Annotated in this window: 13 protein-coding genes and 1 pseudogene; 9 read left to right on the top strand and 5 right to left on the bottom strand. The window is 61.6% G+C overall.

Translation table 11 applies throughout. The features are described from left to right. Positions 1-55: 55 nt before the first annotated feature. A pseudogene (locus WS45_RS36660) lies at positions 56-302 on the bottom strand (IS3 family transposase); the annotation flags it as partial. A 536-nt stretch (positions 303-838) separates the two neighbouring features. Between WS45_RS36660 and WS45_RS17935 the strand changes: the two are divergent. Beyond that, on the top strand, positions 839-2,995 hold the full coding sequence (locus WS45_RS17935) for an ATP-binding protein (protein WP_059700927.1): 2,157 nt from the start codon (positions 839-841) through the stop codon (positions 2,993-2,995). 2 nt (positions 2,996-2,997) lie between these two features. Here the strand turns inward: WS45_RS17935 and WS45_RS17930 are convergent, their stop codons facing one another. Then, entirely contained in the window at positions 2,998-5,421 is a 2,424-nt protein-coding gene (locus WS45_RS17930) for an ATP-binding protein (RefSeq protein ID WP_059700926.1), read from the bottom strand. A gap of 350 nt (positions 5,422-5,771) precedes the next feature. Between WS45_RS17930 and WS45_RS17925 the strand changes: the two genes are divergently transcribed. Both WS45_RS17925 and WS45_RS17920 read left to right on the top strand, forming a co-directional pair. After that, on the top strand, positions 5,772-6,449 hold the full coding sequence (locus WS45_RS17925; RefSeq protein ID WP_306453744.1) for a response regulator transcription factor: 678 nt from the start codon (positions 5,772-5,774) through the stop codon (positions 6,447-6,449). Between the two features lie 394 nt (positions 6,450-6,843). After that, complete coding sequence (locus WS45_RS17920) at positions 6,844-7,137, top strand: H-NS histone family protein (RefSeq protein ID WP_059690532.1); 294 nt, start codon at positions 6,844-6,846, stop codon at positions 7,135-7,137. Between the two features lie 520 nt (positions 7,138-7,657). Here WS45_RS17920 and WS45_RS17915 read toward each other — a convergent pair. Both WS45_RS17915 and WS45_RS17910 read right to left on the bottom strand, forming a co-directional pair. Further along, positions 7,658-7,972 (bottom strand): hypothetical protein, encoded by a 315-nt coding sequence (locus WS45_RS17915; protein WP_059690533.1) that lies wholly within the window; start codon positions 7,970-7,972, stop codon positions 7,658-7,660. Positions 7,973-8,027: 55 nt separating this feature from the next. Beyond that, complete coding sequence (locus tag WS45_RS17910) at positions 8,028-8,447, bottom strand: DUF1810 domain-containing protein (protein WP_059700925.1); 420 nt, start codon at positions 8,445-8,447, stop codon at positions 8,028-8,030. Between the two features lie 324 nt (positions 8,448-8,771). Between WS45_RS17910 and WS45_RS17905 the strand changes: the two genes are divergently transcribed. Beyond that, on the top strand, positions 8,772-11,531 hold the full coding sequence (locus WS45_RS17905; RefSeq protein WP_059701033.1) for a UPF0182 family membrane protein: 2,760 nt from the start codon (positions 8,772-8,774) through the stop codon (positions 11,529-11,531). Positions 11,532-11,543: 12 nt separating this feature from the next. On the opposite strand, the gene WS45_RS17900 is transcribed toward WS45_RS17905, so the two are convergent. Further along, positions 11,544-12,914, bottom strand: a complete 1,371-nt coding sequence (locus tag WS45_RS17900) for an MFS transporter (protein WP_059536292.1) — start codon at positions 12,912-12,914, stop codon at positions 11,544-11,546. Positions 12,915-13,459: 545 nt separating this feature from the next. Here WS45_RS17900 and WS45_RS17895 point away from each other — a divergent pair. The 5 genes from WS45_RS17895 (at position 13,460) to WS45_RS17880 (ending at position 18,642) form a co-directional block, all read left to right on the top strand. Then, positions 13,460-14,137 carry a response regulator transcription factor gene (locus WS45_RS17895; RefSeq protein WP_059536295.1) on the top strand — a complete coding sequence of 226 codons (678 nt, stop codon included), beginning with the start codon at positions 13,460-13,462 and terminating at the stop codon, positions 14,135-14,137. A gap of 116 nt (positions 14,138-14,253) precedes the next feature. Beyond that, positions 14,254-14,358, top strand: a complete 105-nt coding sequence (locus tag WS45_RS33685; RefSeq protein WP_082721954.1) for a FimD/PapC N-terminal domain-containing protein — start codon at positions 14,254-14,256, stop codon at positions 14,356-14,358. Positions 14,359-14,519: 161 nt separating this feature from the next. Next, positions 14,520-14,810, top strand: coding sequence for a FimD/PapC N-terminal domain-containing protein (locus WS45_RS17890; RefSeq protein WP_059700924.1), 291 nt, complete (start codon positions 14,520-14,522; stop codon positions 14,808-14,810). Positions 14,811-14,953: 143 nt separating this feature from the next. Next, on the top strand, positions 14,954-15,616 hold the full coding sequence (locus tag WS45_RS17885) for a response regulator (protein ID WP_059536302.1): 663 nt from the start codon (positions 14,954-14,956) through the stop codon (positions 15,614-15,616). An 83-nt stretch (positions 15,617-15,699) separates the two neighbouring features. Beyond that, complete coding sequence (locus WS45_RS17880) at positions 15,700-18,642, top strand: sensor histidine kinase (RefSeq protein ID WP_082721952.1); 2,943 nt, start codon at positions 15,700-15,702, stop codon at positions 18,640-18,642. Positions 18,643-18,688 lie beyond the last annotated feature (46 nt).

The raw sequence follows: 18,688 nt of genomic DNA, 5'->3' as shown, positions 1-18,688 counted from the left end.
CATCGAGGCGATTCCTGAGGACAATGCAGCGGTGAAAAGCGACGTTGTATCAGTTCGGCGGGCCGAGTCGCCAGGGTGGCATCAGCAAAGTGTATGGAGCCGTCTTCGCGTGCGTCCTGTCACTCATCGACCAATCGACGATACGGCAGGGTGCAAAACATGACAGCGGCGACGAACGGCCAGCCTTCGGCGGCCCAAATGTAGGTAAGGCCCGCGACGCATTTCTGATTCGGTGTATCGGCTTCCAATTGACATCGTAGATGATCTGGTGCGATGCCATGGGCGGCCGGGGCCTCCGAGCTTGTATCCAGTAGAACAGGGAAGGCCAAAACGAACACCAATTCTCTGCACTGCAAAAGAAATTCAAGCGGTTCAGTCTGCGAAACACTAACACTCACTTGTGCCCAGACTTATTAAAGCAGATCAGAGTTATTCATTGATTGCTAACAGTCCTTCGTGAAGTCATGGCGCCGATGACGGCGCTTTTCATTTTTAGGACAAGTCTTATATTGCGGCACCAATTTGTAATACAGAATTCCGACCAAACAACGTGCGCAACAACGCGATCGACCGCTGACAAGTTCGTGCGCGACACACCTCTCATGCCTTCTTTATGCAGGTGTTGCATTCTCAGGGCCTTCCATACGTAACACCTGAGACCGGCAGCAGCGTGGTGACCCGACGGACATCCTGCGGGATTCCGACGGCGACACTTGAACGAGAGGCGAATTGTCGGGCTTTGTGTGATGCATCGAGTGAGTCAAGGTTATGTTCGCGACGCGGCGGCGCCTCGCGATTCATTCCGTCAGCGTCGTCACATTTCTAAGCTGCATCCATCATGAAAAATATACACGCTTCGCGCTGGACCCAATGGTGTTCGCTCTGTCGTGCATTGCTTCTGGCCGTCTGCGTGGTCTCGCTGCCGGGCGCGGTTGCGTCGACGCTTTGGCAGAAACCGGTCTTCACCGATGAAGAGCTGCGATGGATCGACGCACACCCGGTCGTTCATATAGCAGTCGAGGCGAACTGGAGTCCACTCGAATATCTCCACAACGGACAGCATGCTGGTCTTGTCGCCGGTTACCTGAACGCGATTTCGAAAATGACCGGGCTCACATTCGACACGGTACCCGGGACGGAATGGGGTCGTGCATACGACGCGCTCGCTACCGGCAAGGTGGATTTGCTGCCAGGCGTCTGGCGAGAGTTGGTATCCGACCGTGTCGGCAGCGGCGCGCTCGTCAGTTCGCCTTATCTGGTCGGTCGGCTGACTGCCGTGACACGTGACAATTCCGCGATGGTTTTCAGTCTGAAGCGGCTCGAAGGCCGACGCGTCGCGATCAAGGGGCGCGGCGCGGTCGAATACTTCACCCGTCATAGCGGTGTCGCGCTGGACGTACTGACGTTCGACACCGAGGAACTCGCACTTGCCGCGGTGGCCAACGGCGAAGCCGATGCCGCGCTTGGCATCGACGTCACGATCCTGCCGCTCGTTCGCCGGCAATTTCCGGGGCAGCTTTACATGTCCGGCATGCTGGCGGATCGCTCCGTGTCGCTGGCCATGCTCACGCGGGCCGATCTGCCGATTCTGGCGTCGATCATCGACAAGTCGCTCGCAGCGATTCCGGCGAGCGAAGCCGCTGCGATCACGCGGGACTGGGTTGAACTCGGCGACTACGGCAAGCCGACACTACGCTCAATCCTGCATTATCGCGCGCCGCAGGTGGTCGCGATTGCCGCGACGTTGCTGATATTCGCGGTGTTCGCCTATCTCTCCTGGAAATCCCGCGCGGCGGCGATTCGCAGCAAGCGGGACAAGGCGATGTTCCTCGCGTTCGTGAGCCACGAAATCCGAACGCCGATGCAGACTGTTCTGTCGTCGCTGGATTTTCTGCGGCGCTCGCGGTTGCCGCCACGACAGGCCGATCGCGTGGATGCGGCCGTGTCCGCGTCGGAAACGCTCTTGACGCTGCTGGACGACATCCTGGAATACTCCCGCCTCGAGTCGAGCAAGGTGACGTTCGACGTGCAGGTCGTCGAACTCGAGTCGTGGGCCCGGGAAACTGTCGATATGGTGCGCTGGCGTGCCGAACCCAAGGGAATCGCGATGGCGTTGGACATTGAGATCCCGCCGGCGCTGCATGTCGAGATTGATCCGGTCCGCGTGCGCCAGATCGTGCTGAACCTACTGGTCAACGCAATTCACTTCACGGACGGCGGCAGCGTGACGTTGCGTGTTCGAATTGCCACGACCCGCCGAGGGCGAAGCAGCACGCTGCTACTGGACGTTCGCGACACCGGGGTCGGCATTGCTGCCGATCAATTCAAGCATCTGTTCGATGGGTATTGGCAAAATGATCGCGCCGCACGTTCCGACGGCGCCGGCAGCGGGCTCGGCCTCGCGATCTGCCGTGAACTCGTCGAGTTAATGGGTGGAACGATCACGGTCAGCAGTACGCCGCGTGTCGAGACCGTCTTCTCGGTCAAGCTGCCGGTCGCAGTCACGGATCGCACGTCGTCGGCCCGGTTAACCGCTTGGACGCCAGTGCGCACACCAGCGTCCGCCGCCCAACCATGCCGGGAAGTGCCGTACATCCTGATCGTCGATGATCACGAAGCCGTCCGGGCCTCGCTGCAGGATCAATGTGAAGCGCTTGGCTGCGTCGGCATCATCGCTGACACGGGGGAGACCGCGTTGCAGCAACTCGCGCGCACGCATGTCGACATGGTGCTGCTGGATTGCAATCTCCCGGACGTAGATGGCTACGCGCTCGCACGCGCGATCCGTCAACGCGAGTCTGCAGGAAAGGGGCGACACGTTCCGATCATCGCCATATCGGCAATCACCGGCGACGCGCACAAGGTGCGCTGCTTCGAGAGCGGCATGGATGGTGTGCTCGGCAAGCCGCTGCGGCTCGAAGCATTGCGGCAGATGATCGCGATGTGGTGTCCTGCGTATGCGGGTATTGCACTGGATCAGGCGGCAGCCTCATAGGCTTATGCGCGCGTGCTGCAGGGCTTCGATTCGCCTGAATCCGGTGTCGCTGTTTCGGCGCGATGCTGGCGCAACAAATCATCATGAAGCGGGCCGACATTGCTCGGAATCCCGTCGGATACCGCTTCCAGCATCCGCTCGAGTTCGGCTGCCAGGTTACTCGTCCCGGCATGCCCGGCAATCGCGGCCGCCCCTTTGATTCTGTGCGCCATATAGCGCGCCTTCTCAGCATCGCCGGCCGAGAGCGCGGTGCTCAGAGATGCCAGATCCGCGTCGATACTTCGACGGTAGATCTCGGAGAATTCCCGAGCTGCTATGGGTGTTGGTTCGACAGACGGCTGATGCCTGTCAAGCTTGCTTGCCGGGCACCAAAGGTCGATCATCTGCCGCAACGCTTCGAGCCGAAGCGGCTTGCCGAGCACACCATCCATGCCGCTGTCGAAGCAGCGCTCACGATGCGCATCTTCCGTCGACGCCGAAATCGCGATAATCGGTGTGCGCGCCTGCCCGCGTTGCTGCTCACTGGCGCGCATGCGCTGTGCGACCGTATAGCCGTCGAAGTCCGGCAGGTCGCAATCGAGCAGCACCATGTCGTACTGAGCGCGCTCGAACCGATCGAGCGCTTGCGCGCCGTTGCCGGCGATGGCCGAACGGCACGCGAGCGCATCAAGTTGATGCTGGATCGCATGTTGAACGGCTTCGTGATCGTCGACGACCAGAATCATCGGACCTTCGTCGACTCGCTGGGAAGCCCGGGTATCGGTCGTGTCGACTTCGCGTGACGGGGCCTCCGGCGCGGCCGCATCCCGGCCGGCTACCCATGAGGTACGTTGCGCAGGCAGGATCACGGTAAAGATCGTGCCCTTGTCGGGGCTGCTGCTGACGGTAATCACGCCGTTCATGAGCCCAACCAGTTCGCGGCAGATCGACAGGCCCAGGCCGCTGCCGTTCACGCGACGGCTGCCCGGCTCCTCGACGCGCTGATAGGGCTCGAAGATGCGGCTCTGACGCGCGGGCGGGATGCCGATCCCGGTATCGCGGACCTCGATCACAAGCGAACCGGCAGTGTTCGGCTTGCCTTCCAGGTAGTCGACACGCAGCCAGATCGACCCCTCCGACGTAAACTTGATTGCATTGACGAGCAGGTTCAGCACGATCTGCCGTGTGCGGACCTGATCGATCAGCAAGGTCAAATCGGCAGGACAGGCGAGTTCAATCGCAAGGTTCAGTCCTTTCTCGTCGACCCTCCAGCGCACCATGTCGGCGCTGCGCCGCAACCACGCGTCAATTTGCGTTGGTTCGGGCGTGAGTGTGACGTTGTGCGATTCGAGTCGCGAGTATTCGAGCACGTCATCGAGCAGCGTCAGCAGCGATTCCGAGGCGGCAACGGCTGCATCCGCTCGGCCCGCCTGTTTCGGCGTGAGCTGCGACTGCTGCAGCAGCTCGAGCGACGAAAGGATCGTGTGCATCGGCGTGCGGATCTCGTGGCTGATGAACGCGAGGAACATTGCCTTTTCGCGCTCGCTGCGAACCGCAGCGGTGCGTGCGCGCCACGACAAGAACGCGATGGCCGCCAGCGCGAACACGGTGGCGCCGGCCGCAACGACCTGCCAGCGTCGGTAGTAAAGGATTGAGCGCAGCGTCGGTTCGCCGTAGTCGGTCAATTCCATCCATTGGCGCACAATCTCCTCGCCCGTGCGAGCGGGAATCGCGGCCAACGACTTATCGAGAATGGACGCGAGCACGGGCATGTCGCTGCGGGTTGCCAGGGCCAGCGCATATGGCCGCTCCGGCAGGCCGCCCGCCAGGAACAGCTGACCCAGGAACTGCCGGCGTAGCAACGGCAGGATTGACTTGTCCGGGCCGACGGCCACATCTGCTGTGCCGTCGAGGACGGCCGCGAGTGCGTCCTGTTCGTCGTCATAGGTCAGCAGCGTCACGGGCAGGCCGCTCTGGCGAATCGCATACTCCAGCCCGCCGCTGCCCTTGATCGCGATCCGTTTGCCGGCCAGGTTGCGGGAATCGACGAACAGGTTCAGGTGTTCCGGCGCGACCACGACCATCGTGCCGACGAAGTACGGTCGGCCGACAATGATGCCGTCGCGATACATCGACACATCCGCGCTTTTCGATACGTCGGGCACCACATCGATCTTGCCGGAGATCAAGGCGTCGTGCGAGTCCGCCCATGACAGGCCATCGACATACTCGAAGCGCAATCCGCTCACGCGCGAAATCGCATCGAGGTACGACGGCACGATGCCGACTACCTTCCCGTGGTCGCGAAATTCGAATGGGCGCCAGTGTGGATCGATTGTAGTGCGCACCACCGGATGCGCGGCAATCCACGCCTTCTCTTCAGTTGTGAACTGCGGCGAATTGCTTGCCCATCCGAACGTGGGCGTCAGCCAGACGAGTGCGCTCATTAATACGGCACATCGTTTCAAACTCAGCTTGCTCACGTTGTTCAACCAGATTGTTGGCCGGTTTGCCATGGACGGTCCTCAGACGAGTATCGGGAGCTGAGATGGCCGCAGGTAAAAACCGTAAAACGAGACCGACATCATAGGTCGCGCGTTGCGGAAACGCAATGCGGCACTGCGGCCACATCACCTTCAGATTTGGTCACCAGGGTTAAAAATTGCCCCAAAAGCCGGTAAGCTAGTCGAAATAATCATGGATGGCATCCCGCGACAATAACGGGGCTAGCCGTTTCGCGCCGTATACAACAACGATAGGTGTAACTATGAGGCCTGGGCACCAGCCGATCCGCGTCGTGATTCTGGACGACCATGCCATCGTCCAACTCGGGATTGCAAGTTACCTGACCGAGAAGAACTCCATCGAGCTGGTAGCGAGCTTCGCGAAGTCGCGCGACCTGATTCGCTGGCTCGAATCGAACCGCGCCGATGTGGTGCTGCTCGACTACACGCTCGGTCCCGACGAGATCGATGGCCTCGATCTCGTCAAGCTCATCAATACGCGCTTCCCCGATTGTCGGATGCTGATGATGTCGAGCAGCGATTCGTCAGCGACCGTCAACATGACGATGCGCGCAGGTGCGCTCGGTTTCTTCGGCAAGAGCGAGGATCTCGGCGAACTCGCCCGCGCGATTCGCCTCGTGGCAAGTGGCCAATCATTCATAAGCGCCGAACTCTCGCACCGGATCACGTGGGGCACGACGACAGATTCACGTGGGGCCGAACCGAGGACCGCTAGCGGCGACGATTCACCGTCGTCCGATTCTGGGCCGGCGGCGGATTTTCTGCTCAGCCCGCGCGAGCATGAAGTGTTGCGGTGCTTTCTTGCCGGTATGTCCGTGTCCGAGATCGCGTCGAAATTCTTCCGAAGTCCCAAGACGATCAGCGCGCAGAAACAATCCGCATATCGTAAACTCGGTATCCGCAACGATGCCGAATTGTTCGCTGTCCGCAACTTGATCGAGAAGAACTGAATCAACTCCGGTCACATTTCACGCATCGCCATCGTGATCGGCTCCATTGCAGCCATCGCAGCTTCCGGCGCGGGATTGCCAGCGGCCGGTCAGCTTGCGATCGGTCGAAAATCGGACATCTGAACTTGGCGAGAACCGGACATTTGTATTTGTGTGAATTTAAATCGGTAATCCGAAGCGTGAAATCTACGTGCGGAGTACCATTCGCTGAGCGTCAGCAGCGTTTGTGAGATTCACGAATATGACCACGACGATAGTGTCATGCGGCGTCGAGCCATTTGGTTCTTGCTAAACCATGAATATAATGTGTCTGTCGAGGTCGACGGGTCTTCGCTCAAGCCCAAGGCCATTTCAACCACCGGTCAATCTTCTAAATCGGAGTCCCTGCACATACATGGCTACCTATCTCGAGTTGAAAGCCCAAGCCGAAGCGCTGGCACAGCAAGCCGAAGAAGTTCGACTTGCTGAACTGGACAGCATCATCACGACGATCCGTGAACAGATCGCCGAGTATGGCATCACGCCGGAGCAGCTTTTCGGGCGGCGCCGTGCGGTTGCGACGAACGTAAGTGCGCCGGTTGCTCCGAAGTATCGCGACCCGAAGACTGGCGCAACATGGAGCGGTCGTGGCCGGGCCCCTCAATGGATTGCGGGAGCAAAGAACCGCGACCGGTTCTTGATCAAATAGTGAGTCGAGTTGCCGGTTGAGTACAAAATCGCTAACGCTTGCCGATGGGAAATACTGGGCGACGTGTCGCGAGCGGACGGTCTTCGCTGCCACCGCAAATGGATACGGCGACGTATTTCCCGGTGCAGACGTGATCGTCAAGGATGGTTGGGCTTCCTTCACCCGTGACGGCGTCGAAGTGTGGAACTGCAGCGCGCGATACGCCGCAGCTCACTTCGACGTTCGGCCCGCTTAGGAAAATCCGCGGATGAGCGAACTTGTTCAGATTGCGCCCGGCGTTGTGTTCTCATCCGATGTGCTTGGTGCCGATTGGGTGCGAAGGTATCGACCGGACGACGGGCGTTCTCAGACCACGGACAGGCCGAGCCTGACGCCACGAGAGGGCGATCAAGCAGTTCGCACCAGCACACCGGCCCAGTTATCGTTGTTGTAGAACACCATGGATGACGGACACCTTGCCAGTCGGGCCCGGCTTCAGAACAGGCGCAACGCTCCCGTCCGCGTCCGGTCCGACCACTGTTTACGCGTCGTTCAACCAGGGCATTTCTACCGGTGACACGACCAGTTGCCGGAAGTCTCGCTTCAAATCGAAGATGAACCCGACCAGGATCATGGACTCGGCGTAGGGAATCGGAAAGACCTGCGGATTTTCCGGCGTCCGCAGGGGGCGCTCGGGCGTGTCCACTGTCGCCGCGGCGTTTTCGCGAACGCTTTCCAGTTCGTCAGCCATGGCCAGGCCACCGACTTTCAGTACACGGCTGCGCAGGTCGCTGTACGGTTCGATGCGCGGAGCGTCTTCGTGGTATTCGGGCACTTCATAAACGAACCAGGACATTGTCGTCTCCCATGAGAAGGGGCGCTATTCTAACGCGGCGCGACGCCGACATCGCCTAGATTCGTGCAAGCGTGTCGTGATCGGCCTCGCCGCCGAAATATTTCTCGAGCGCCTCCACGAACACCGCGTTGTCGGGAGTCGCATGCGCGAACAACGTGACCGACGACCGGAATTTGAGGTAATCCGGATAGCCGAAGATCGTCTGGATCGACTTGCCTTCGACCTGATTGACCAGTCGTGTGCATTCCCGCAGCCTTTCGCCAAGCAGCGGATGCTGAAGATACGCGACGGCTTCGGCCAGTGTCGAGATCGCGTATCGTTGCGCCATCGCGCTTTCGCCAAGCCCTTCGATCTGCGGAAACACGAACCACATCCAGTGACTTCGCTTGTGTCCGTGCCTGAGCTCGTCGCAGACCTGCGCATACACCGAATCCTGTGCGTCGACAAAGCGCTGAAGATCATGGGGATCGTCCATTTCGCCCTCCGTCCGTTCCGGCGCGGAAAGCCGCCGAAATATCTATTGTGAGCGCGACCCGGATGGCGTGCAAACGCCACCATGACCGTGCGCTCCGTGGGCTGCGCATCGCGTCCCGCGGCGGCGAGATCGAATTTGCTGCAGTGCACTGCACCGCGTTCGATCGTTGCCTGCGACGTCGCGCATGCCGCCGGATGGCGATGCGTCGGCAACGGGCGTAGCATTCAGACATGCGGCCGGCCGCGATTCTCGCTGACGGATCGGCGGCACACCCCCGTCCGGTCGCGGCCGGCCACGCATGACGGCCCGGCAAAGGAAGCTTCGATGCGCTCGCAAGCAACGTCCGTCCCACGCCTGAGACGCTATGGGATCGCGGCTGCGATCGTCATCGCCTGCCTGATCGTCGTCGGGCGCATCACCGGTCTCCTGGTCGATTGGCTCTGGTTTTCGTCGATCGGCTATGGCGGCGTCTTCTGGACGATCCTGTCCGCAAGAGTGCTGCTGTTCGTCGCCGTGTTCGCCGTGTCGGCGGTCGCGATCGGCGCGTCGGGGTGGCTCGCGCATCGTTATGCCAGGCCCGTCGATGTCTGGCAGGTAGCGGACACTTCGTCGACGCGGGCGGAGGATGTCCTGCGGGCGTTGGCAGGGGAGGTCGCGTCGCGCATTCCCTGGCGCGCGGTCATCGCTGCGGCCGCCGTCATTCTCGGGCTTGCGATCGCCGCCGGTGCGATGTCGAGCTGGGATGTTGCGCTTCGTTTTCTGCATCGGGTGCCGTTCGGCGCGCACGATCCGATCTTCGGCAAGGACATCGGTTTCTATCTGTTCGCGCTCCCCGTCTGGATCGTGCTGAAGAACCTGCTGCTGCAAGTGGTCGTCTGCTGCGCGATCGTCGCAGGCGGCGTCTACTGGCTGCGCGGCGACATCATGCTGCGCCCGCCGAAGGGGCTTTCGTCGGCCGCCGCGGTTCACGGGTCGGCGCTGCTGGCACTCTTCTTCCTGGTGAAAGCCTGGTCCTGGTGGCTCGAACGCTTCCTGCTGCTATACGACAACAACGGTGTCGTGGTCGGCGCCGGTTATACGGATGTCCACGTGATGCTGCCGGTATTGTGGCTGCTCGTCGGCCTGGCCATTGGGTCGGCCGTTGCGATGGCGGTCAACATGCGCCAGCCCGGCTATCAGTTGCCGGCCGCTGCGGTGCTGCTCGTGTTCGGCACTTCGTTTGCGCTCGGCATCGTCTATCCCGCGCTGTTCCAGCGTTTCTACGTCAAGCCGAGCGAACTGCAGCTCGAGACGCCCTATATCCGGCACAACATCGCGTTGACGAGGCAGGCTTACGGTCTCGCGCAGATCGAGGTCAAACCGTTCGCGGCCGAGCAAGGCCTGAATCTTGCGTCGCTGCAGGCCAATCGCGCGACAGTCGACAACATCCGCCTGTGGGATGTGCAGCCGCTGATGGATACCTATGCGCAGTTGCAGGAGATCAGGACTTACTACAAGTTCTTTTCCGTGGATATCGATCGCTACCGTCTCGACTCCGGCTACCGGCAGGTCATGCTGTCGGCGCGCGAACTGGAGCATACGATGCTGCCGGAGAACGCCCGAACCTGGGTGAACCTGCATCTTCTGTTCACCCACGGCAACGGCATCGTGATGTCGCCGGTCACGGAGAAATCCACGGAGGGCTTGCCGTCGCTCTATCTGCGCGACATTCCGCCTGTCGCCGACGGCGGACCGGCGATCAACGAACCGCGCATCTACTTCGGTGAAGGCGGGCAGGGCTATGTGATCGTGAAGGGCAGTGTGCCCGAATTCGACTACCCGAAGGGTGATAGCAACGTCTACACGTCCTACAGCGGGCGCGACGGTGTCGCGATCGGCGGAGCGATACGACGGAGCCTGTTCGCATGGCAGTTCGGCGATCCCAACATCCTGCTGACGCACTACATCACGAACGAGAGCAGGATCCTCCTTCACCGCAACATCCGGGACCGGATACGCACGATTGCACCGTTTCTCGCGCTCGACCACGACCCCTATGTCGTGGCGAGCAACGGACGCCTGTTCTGGATGCAGGACGCCTATACGACCAGCCGCTGGTTTCCGTATGCGCCGCCCGGCGTCGGCGATGGCGCCAACTACATTCGCAACGCGGTCAAGGTGGTGGTCGACGCGTACAACGGAACGGTCGACTTCTACATCAGCGATCCTTCCGATCCGCTGGTGCGGACTTACGCGCGCATCTTCCCCGGCATGTTCAAGCCGTTCGACGCGATGCCGCAGGATCTTCAACGGCACATCCGCTACCCGGAGGATCTGTTCCTGATCCAGGCGAATCTCTACCGCGCTTATCACATGGATGCGCCGGAAGTGTTCTATAACCGCGAGGACCTCTGGCAGTTTCCTCGCGCGCTGGGCGATATCGACGGGGGCGACGCCGCGAACCGGCAGATGGCGCCGTACTACACGATCATGAGGCTGCCCGGCGACGCCCAGGCCGGCTTCGTGCTCATGCTGCCGATGGTGCCGAGCCAGCGCGAGAACATGATCGCGTGGCTGGCCGCGCGTTGCGATCCGCCTGGGTACGGCAAGCTGATCGTCTACGCGTTCCCCAAGGAAAAGCTGATCTACGGGCCATACCAGATCGAGGCGCGCATCCAGCAGAGCACGGAAATCTCGCAGCAGATCTCGCTGTGGAACCAGATGGGCTCACGCGTAATCCGCGGACATCTCGTGGTCGTTCCGATCGAGCACTCGATCCTCTACGTGTCGCCGCTCTATCTGCGCGCGGCGTCGGGCCAATTGCCCGAACTGAAACGGGTGATCGCCGCCTATGGCGATCGCGTCGTGATGGAGGAAAACCTGGGCGAGGCGCTCGCGGCGCTCTTCAAGGAGACGAGGCCGGAACCGGCGGCGGCGCCGGCGGGCGGCGCAGCGGATGTGCGCGCCCGTGACGCGCTCGCCCATTACGATCGCGCGATCGAGCGGCTGAAGGCGGGGGATTGGGCCGGCTTCGGCGCGGAACTCGATGCGCTCCGACCGTTGCTCCAAGCGCTCGGCGCCGTTCGCGCGGACAACAAGCAGTGAGGGTGACGCCGGTCAGGTCAGCGGTGGCGCGTGCCCATGATCCTCCAGATTTCGCGCGTCGTCGTATTCCCGCGAAATATCCTTGTTCGTATAGTCCCCGAGCTTCGATGCGGCAACCAGGCTCAGCACCGCGCACGCCAGCACATACACCGCGATCGCATACCCCGAATGGTAGTAGGCAAACAGCGCCGTCGCGATCAGCGGTGCCGGACCGCCTGCAATGACCGAAGCGAGCTGATAACCCATCGACGCACCGCTATACCGCAACCGCCCGGTAAACGACTCGGCAATCAATGCCGCCTGCGGCCCATACATCATCGAATGCGGGACCAGCGACAGCACGATGGCCGCGAAGATCCATATCGGATTCCGGCTATCGACCATCGCGAAGTAGAGAAATCCGAATACGCCGACGGTGGCCGCGCCGATCATGTACATTCGCCGCCGCCCGATCAGATCCGACACGTGTCCGAACAGCGGAATGGTGAAGAATTCGACCACGGACGCCACCAGCACCGCCGTCAGCAGCAGCTCGCGCGTGGCGCCCAACGCCGTGATCCCGTAAGTGAACACGAACGCGGTAAAGATATAGAACGGCGCCTGTTCGGCCATTCGCGCAAACGCCGACAGCACGATATCCCTCGGCTGCTTGCGCAGCACTTCGAGCATCGGCGTTTTCTCGATCCGGCGCTCGGCCAGCAGTTTCGCGAAGATCGGCGTCTCGAGGATATTCAGGCGGATGTAGAGCCCGATCGCGACCAGTACGATGCTGAGGAAAAACGGAACGCGCCAGCCCCACGTGAGGAAACTGCTGCCGGAAAGCCAGCTCATGGCCAGCACGGCGAGGTTGGCAAGGAACAGTCCCGCCGGCACGCCGAACTGCGGCCACGACGCGACGAAGCCGCGATGCGCATTGGTGCGCGCCCACTCCATCGACATCAGGACCGAGCCGCCCCATTCACCGCCGACGCCGACGCCCTGGATGAAGCGCAGCACCGTGAGAAAAACGGCGCCCCAGATGCCGATCGTTGCATAGGTCGGAACGAAGGCCACGGCGAACGTGGCGAGCCCCATCAGCAACAGGGTCACGATCAGCGTGGCCTTGCGTCCGATGCGGTCGCCGTAGTGGCCGAAGATCGCTGCGCCGACCGGCCGCGCGACAAAGCCGACGGCATAGATCAGGAATGCCTGCAGCGTGCCGACGAGCGGGTGGGACTGGGGGAAATACAGTTTCGCGAAGACCAGGCCGGTGACCGTGCTGTAGAGGAAAAAGTCATACCATTCGATCGTGGTGCCAATCGTGCTGGCGATGACGGCGCGGCGCAACTGGCGCCGGGCTTCCTCGTCGGAGAGGGGCGTGGCCGCGGATTGCATGGCAGCCATTTTGATATCTCCCGGAAAAGGGCGACTCAGAAATCAACCATACGCCCGGCGATGGGTTCCGGCAAGTGCAAGTCATGAACGGATTGCGGCACGTTCAACCTTTCAATAAGAAGTCCTGATATAGCGATCGACCAACTTAAGACGCGGGCGCGCATGTCGATGAAAGCGCGGGTTCGTGAGGGAATCGTCGTAGAACGCACGGCTATCATCAATTGGATTCACGGTATCTCTTGAGCGAAGTCGGGGTGGTGCGCATGACACGGACGAAGTTCTGGACAGCGACGCCTTCCCGGAAATGGCATCGCTTCGCCTACAAGGTGTGACAGGCAGGATGCGCACGTCGCCGCAAAGTAAAAACATGTCATCCATAGGACTTGTCTGATGTGGCGGGCCTCGGATCAGGCGTTGGTCCCATATCTCGCTTTGTAAGGATTTTATAAGATACCGATCAAGAGATTTCGCATGGCGACCTTGAGCTCGAGATGCCGGTGGGATTCCATATTTTCAATGTGTGACGACAGTTTGAGTCCAGGTCGGAATTTCAAATGAGAAAATTTGGCGTAAAAACCATCTTCGCGAACGATAGGCCGTTGACGCTTGCCGGAATGGAATATGTCGCGAGGAATACCAACGCGATCGATTTGATTGCCATATGCAGGACACCACAGAATTTGATCGAGTCGATGTCTCGCATGCATTGCGATGTCGTGGTCATCGATTTTGCGATGCGGGGCAACGGGCAAATTGAAGGACTCGCTCTGCTCGGATATCTGAGACGCACCTATCCGAAGGTCGGGATCGTCGCACTGGTCACGCATGAGAATCCCGTGATCCTCCGATCGATTCTCGATCGGGATGTCGCGAGCGTCGTCAGCAAGTTCGACGACGTCGGCCATATCGTCACCGCGATCCATTCATGCTTTGGGAGCGGCAGTTATCTGTCGCCGCTGATCAAGCGTTCGCTCGAGCTGGTCGAGTGCAGTAGTAATCAGCGTGTATCGAAGCTGTCTCCGCGTGAAATCGAGGTGATCCGGTGTTACCTGTCAGGAATGACGATTACCCAGATCGCGGAATACATGAAGAAAGGCAAACAGACAATCAGCGCCCAGAAGACCAACGCGATGAAGAAGTTGGGGGTAAAGAATGACATTGAACTGGTCCGTTGCGCGACGTGTCTCGATTTGATCGACGAGGAGAGTGCGAGTCGGTTCGAAGTTCAGTGATGCCGTCGTCAAGCACGAGGCGCTTGGCGGCTTAATGCGAGGGGACTGTCGGCCGTTGCGGGCTGGCACGCGAGCGCCAGCGGCATGCAGGTCGAATAAGCAGCGGAGGCCGCCAGATGGACTTGTCCCGGTTCGAGAATGGCAACGTCGTTCTGCCGGGACTGTACAGCGTCGATGTGTACGTCAACGAGAACCTTGCCACGAGCGTGCAGATCCGGTAACACGCGTCGGCCCGATCCACCGACGCGCAGCCGAGTTTTGACGACAAACTGCTGCAGGACGTTGGCGTCGACGTGAAACGCCTAACCGCGGACGTGAACGCCCAACTCTGCGACCCGCACGCATGCATCGAGCTACCCGACGCGATTGCCGATGCCACTTCATGTTCGCGTTCGACGAACAGCGTCTGCGACTGAGCATCCCGCAAACCGCATTGCGACGCAGTCCTCGCGGGTATGTGGGCCAGGAGCGTTGCGATTCCGGCGTGACGGTCGGTATGCTGAACTACAACACGAACCTCTATACGAACCGTACCAGCGGCGGACCGCCGATCACGCAGCGGTACGTCGGCCTGAGCGCGGGTGTGAACGTGCGGAAGTGGCGGTGTGAAGCGCTTCAGCGGCACCGGCGCGCGGATCAGCTGCGCGAAATCGATCGCCAAGACGCAGACTGACGTGACGCTTGCCGCGTACCGCTATTCGACGACCGACAATTCCAGGCCAAGCCAACTTATCGAGATATAATCCGCACGAAATGGGTTTCGAATAAGTACAACATGGCGCTAGTGCGCGCCTCACTCCAGAGCGCGGGTGCATGATGGACGAATTTTCGGTGCGAGTGATTGTCGCGGACGACCATCCGGTGTCGGGGTACGGCATCGCGCAGGGTTTGGGCAGCATGCCTACGATCGAGGTCGTCGCGGTCGTGTCGGACACGGCCGCACTGATCGACCGGCTGGACACGACCTCGTGCGACGTCCTCGTGCTCGACTACGTGATGCCGGCCGGGCAATACGGCGACGGCCAGACGCTGGTTTCATTCCTGACTCGGCGCTATCCGCAATTGCGCATCGTGACGGTGACCATGCTCAATTCCCCGGCGGTTTTTCGCGCGCTGCAGCAACTTGGCGTGCACTGCATCGCAAGCAAATCCGACGCAATCTCGCACATGGTCGCCGCCGTGCACGCGGCTTACTCGAACGGCACCTATCTGTCGCCCACGATTGCGTCGCTCCTCGCACAGGCGGATACCGGCGTCAGCACCGCACTGTCGAAACGGGAGTCGGAAATCGTCCGGCTGTTCCGTGAAGGCTACAAGGTGACCGAAATCGCCGATCGACTGAATCGAAGCAAGAAAACCATCAGCGCGCAAAAGCTGGCCGCAATGCGCAAGCTCGGCATCACACGCGACGCCGATCTGATCAAGTATGAGGGCGAGCTCGAGCCGTCTGAAAACATCGACCTTCGGTCGAACGACTGATCCGTGCCGGCATGTACAGGTTCCGTGGATGGCTGTCCCGCCTGAGTCGTCCTGCGAGCCGCAGGCAATTCGATCCGGACTGGATGCGCGCGTATCAGCGCCGGTTGCTGTACGGCGGTGGCGCGGCGCTCGGCATCTTCATGCTGGTGTGCGCAGCCGCTGTCGCGCGAGGCGAGTTCAGCGACTACCAGGCTGCGTTGCGTACGCACTTCCTCACCGTGAAGTCGCAACTGCTGGTTCGCATGTCGGAAAACAGCGCGCTGCTGAAGCAACAAGTGGCGACGGTACAAGGCGGATGGAATGAGCGAGCGCGTCCGACCCGGCTGACCGAGCAGGCGTTTGTCGATCAGGATGGGTTGATGATGCACGACGCCTACGAATTGGACCGGGCATACGCGCTGAAGGCCATCATCGATTCCGCTCATCCGGCGAGCGTTTATGGGCCGCTGCTCGCTTTGAGCGAACGGGTCTTCGAGAGCGGCCGGTGGGTGAAGAGGGCGCAGCCGCTGTCGAACGCGGTCTACATGATCGGCGCCGACGGCCGTTTCGTCACGCTGTCACTCTACGTTACGTCCCCCTCGGCGCTGCCGCAGGCGCAGGCCGCACAACTGCCGTTGCTGCTGCCACAGGCGTGGCCGGATGTCGCGGCGATGGTGCATGCCGCGGCGTCCGACCCGGAGCATGTGCCCGATGGCGTGATCTGGCTGCCGCCGCGCGCGGGTGTCATTACGGGGGAGCAGCGGGTGCGCGTTGCATCCTGGGCGTTCGATGGCCGTGACCGACCGATTGTGCTGATCGTTCAGACGATACGTCCCGAGCGCCTTTTGAACGAACTCGACGACGAATCGCGCGGTGGCGCGTTCGCGGTGGTCGATCATGCCGGGAACATCCTGCTGTCGGCGGCACGGCACGCCGATGCGGCGAACGTTGCGCACGCACTGGCCGGCGACCGTGTGAACGACATCGAACAACTGTTTCGCGACGGGCGCTTCGAGATTCGCGATGCGATTCCGGGTACCGATTGGACATTGGTCTACGTCTATTCGATACGAACCGTGATGCGCGGCGTCGCGGCTCGTATGTTGGAGATTGCCGGCGTCGCGCTATTCGGTTTGGCGTTCCTGTGGTGCGGGATCATGCTGATCAACCGGCGCATTCTCGCGCCGTCCTACCGCAGTGCTTCGCGTCTGAAGGAAAGCGAGCAACTCAACCGCACGCTGATCCGCACGGCGCCGATCGGTCTCGCGCTGATCGGCGAAGCGAACGGCACGGTGCTGCTGAGAAACGCAGCGATGGCGCGCTACGAGACCGCCGCGGCAGGCGAACCGCTGTCGCGGCGGATATGGCGGACGTTCGCTCAATCGCCTGATCCGCGCGCGTCGGGGCGGCGACGCGCCATCGTCGGCCGAGAGATCGCGCTCGCGGGGGCGGGCGACGGCACGGAAGACACGCATCTGCTCGTCAACATCGCACGCGTCCGGTATCGCGGCGCGCAAGCGCTGCTCGCGACCGTCAACGACATCACCGCGCGCAAGCTGGCCGAGCAGTCGCTCGTCGAGGCCCGGCACGCAGCCGACCAGGCGAATCGCGCGAAGTCGGTGTTTCTTGCGACGATGAGCCACGAAATCCGCACGCCGCTCAACGCGGTGATGGGCAATCTCGAGCTAATGAAGCGCGGGCCGCTCGCCGATACGCAGCGCCGCCGGCTCGAGATCGTCGATTCGTCATCGTCCGCGCTGATGCACATCCTCAACGACGTGCTCGACCTGTCGAAGGTCGAGGCCGGGCAACTGCGGGTCGATGCCGTGCCGTTCGACTGCGCGGCGTTGCTGCGCGACGTCGTGGAATCGTTCCGGCCACTTGCGACGGCGAAGGGGTTGCACCTCGGTTTCGACATCGCGGCAGACATGGCGCGATACCGGGTCGGCGATCCAATCCGGATCCGCCAGGTCGTCGCGAATCTGCTCGGCAATGCGATCAAGTTTACGGAGGCGGGCAGCGTCATGCTGTTCGCGGGCGGGCACGACGACGTCGAGATACGTGTCGTCGATACGGGGATAGGCATTGCGCTGCCGGCGCAATCGACGATCTTCGAGCTCTACCAGCAGGCCGACGATTCGATCCATCGCCAGTACGGCGGCACGGGCTTGGGTCTTGCGCTATGCCGGCGGCTCGTCAATGCGATGGGGGGCGAGATCGTGGTGCGCAGCGCGCCGGGCGAGGGCAGTGCGTTTAGCGTTCGCATCCCGCTGCCGATGGCCGATGACGTGCCGGCCGGCGATCTCTACGACGATGCGGTCGGCGATTCTCCCGATGCGGTCTCGCTCGCGGGAGACGGGGACATGCCGCTGCGCGTGCTCGCCGTCGAGGATCATCCGGCGAGCCGGCTGCTGCTGGCGGACCAGTTCCGTGAGCTCGGCGCCGATGCGACGATCGTCGAAAGCGGCGGACAGGCGCTGGCGGCGCTCGAGCGCGGCCGCTTCGACGTCGTGCTGACCGATCTCGGCCTGCCTGACATGGACGGCTGGACGCTTGCGGCCGCGATTCGTGAGCGCGATGTGCAAGTTCGCGTCGTTGCGATGACGGCACACGTCGGTCCGCGGGAAGAGCAGCGCTGTGCGGCTGTCGCGATTCGTGTACTGCTGCCGAAGCCCGTCTCGTTGCGTGCGCTGGCGCGGGCGCTTCGCGCGCAAGGTCGCGTCGGATTCGTGCACTCGGCGGAGGACCGCCCGGCAATGCCGAAAACCGTGATGGCCGCGATGCGCCAGGTCACGCTGGCTTCGTTCGAATCGATCGAGCGCGCGCTGGCAGGACGCGATACCGATACGGTCGTACGTGAGCTACATGCGCTGAGCGGTGGTTTCCTGTCGGTCGGGCATGGCGTGCTGGCGGAGCTGTGCGGTGGGCTGCAACAAGTCGTGCATGACGAAGGTCTTGGCGTGTTCGTTGAATTGTGGCCCGCGTTGCGCGGCGAACTGACCGACGCGCTCGATGCGCTGAGGAGCCACGACATACCGGCGCCCTGATTTCATCGCGTTTCCGAAACGCGATACCGCAGATTTCAACTTCTCC

The sequence above is a fragment of the Burkholderia sp. RF2-non_BP3 genome (assembly GCF_001522185.1).
GTDB lineage: Bacteria > Pseudomonadota > Gammaproteobacteria > Burkholderiales > Burkholderiaceae > Burkholderia > Burkholderia diffusa.
This window is presented reverse-complemented; position numbering and strand designations above follow the sequence as displayed.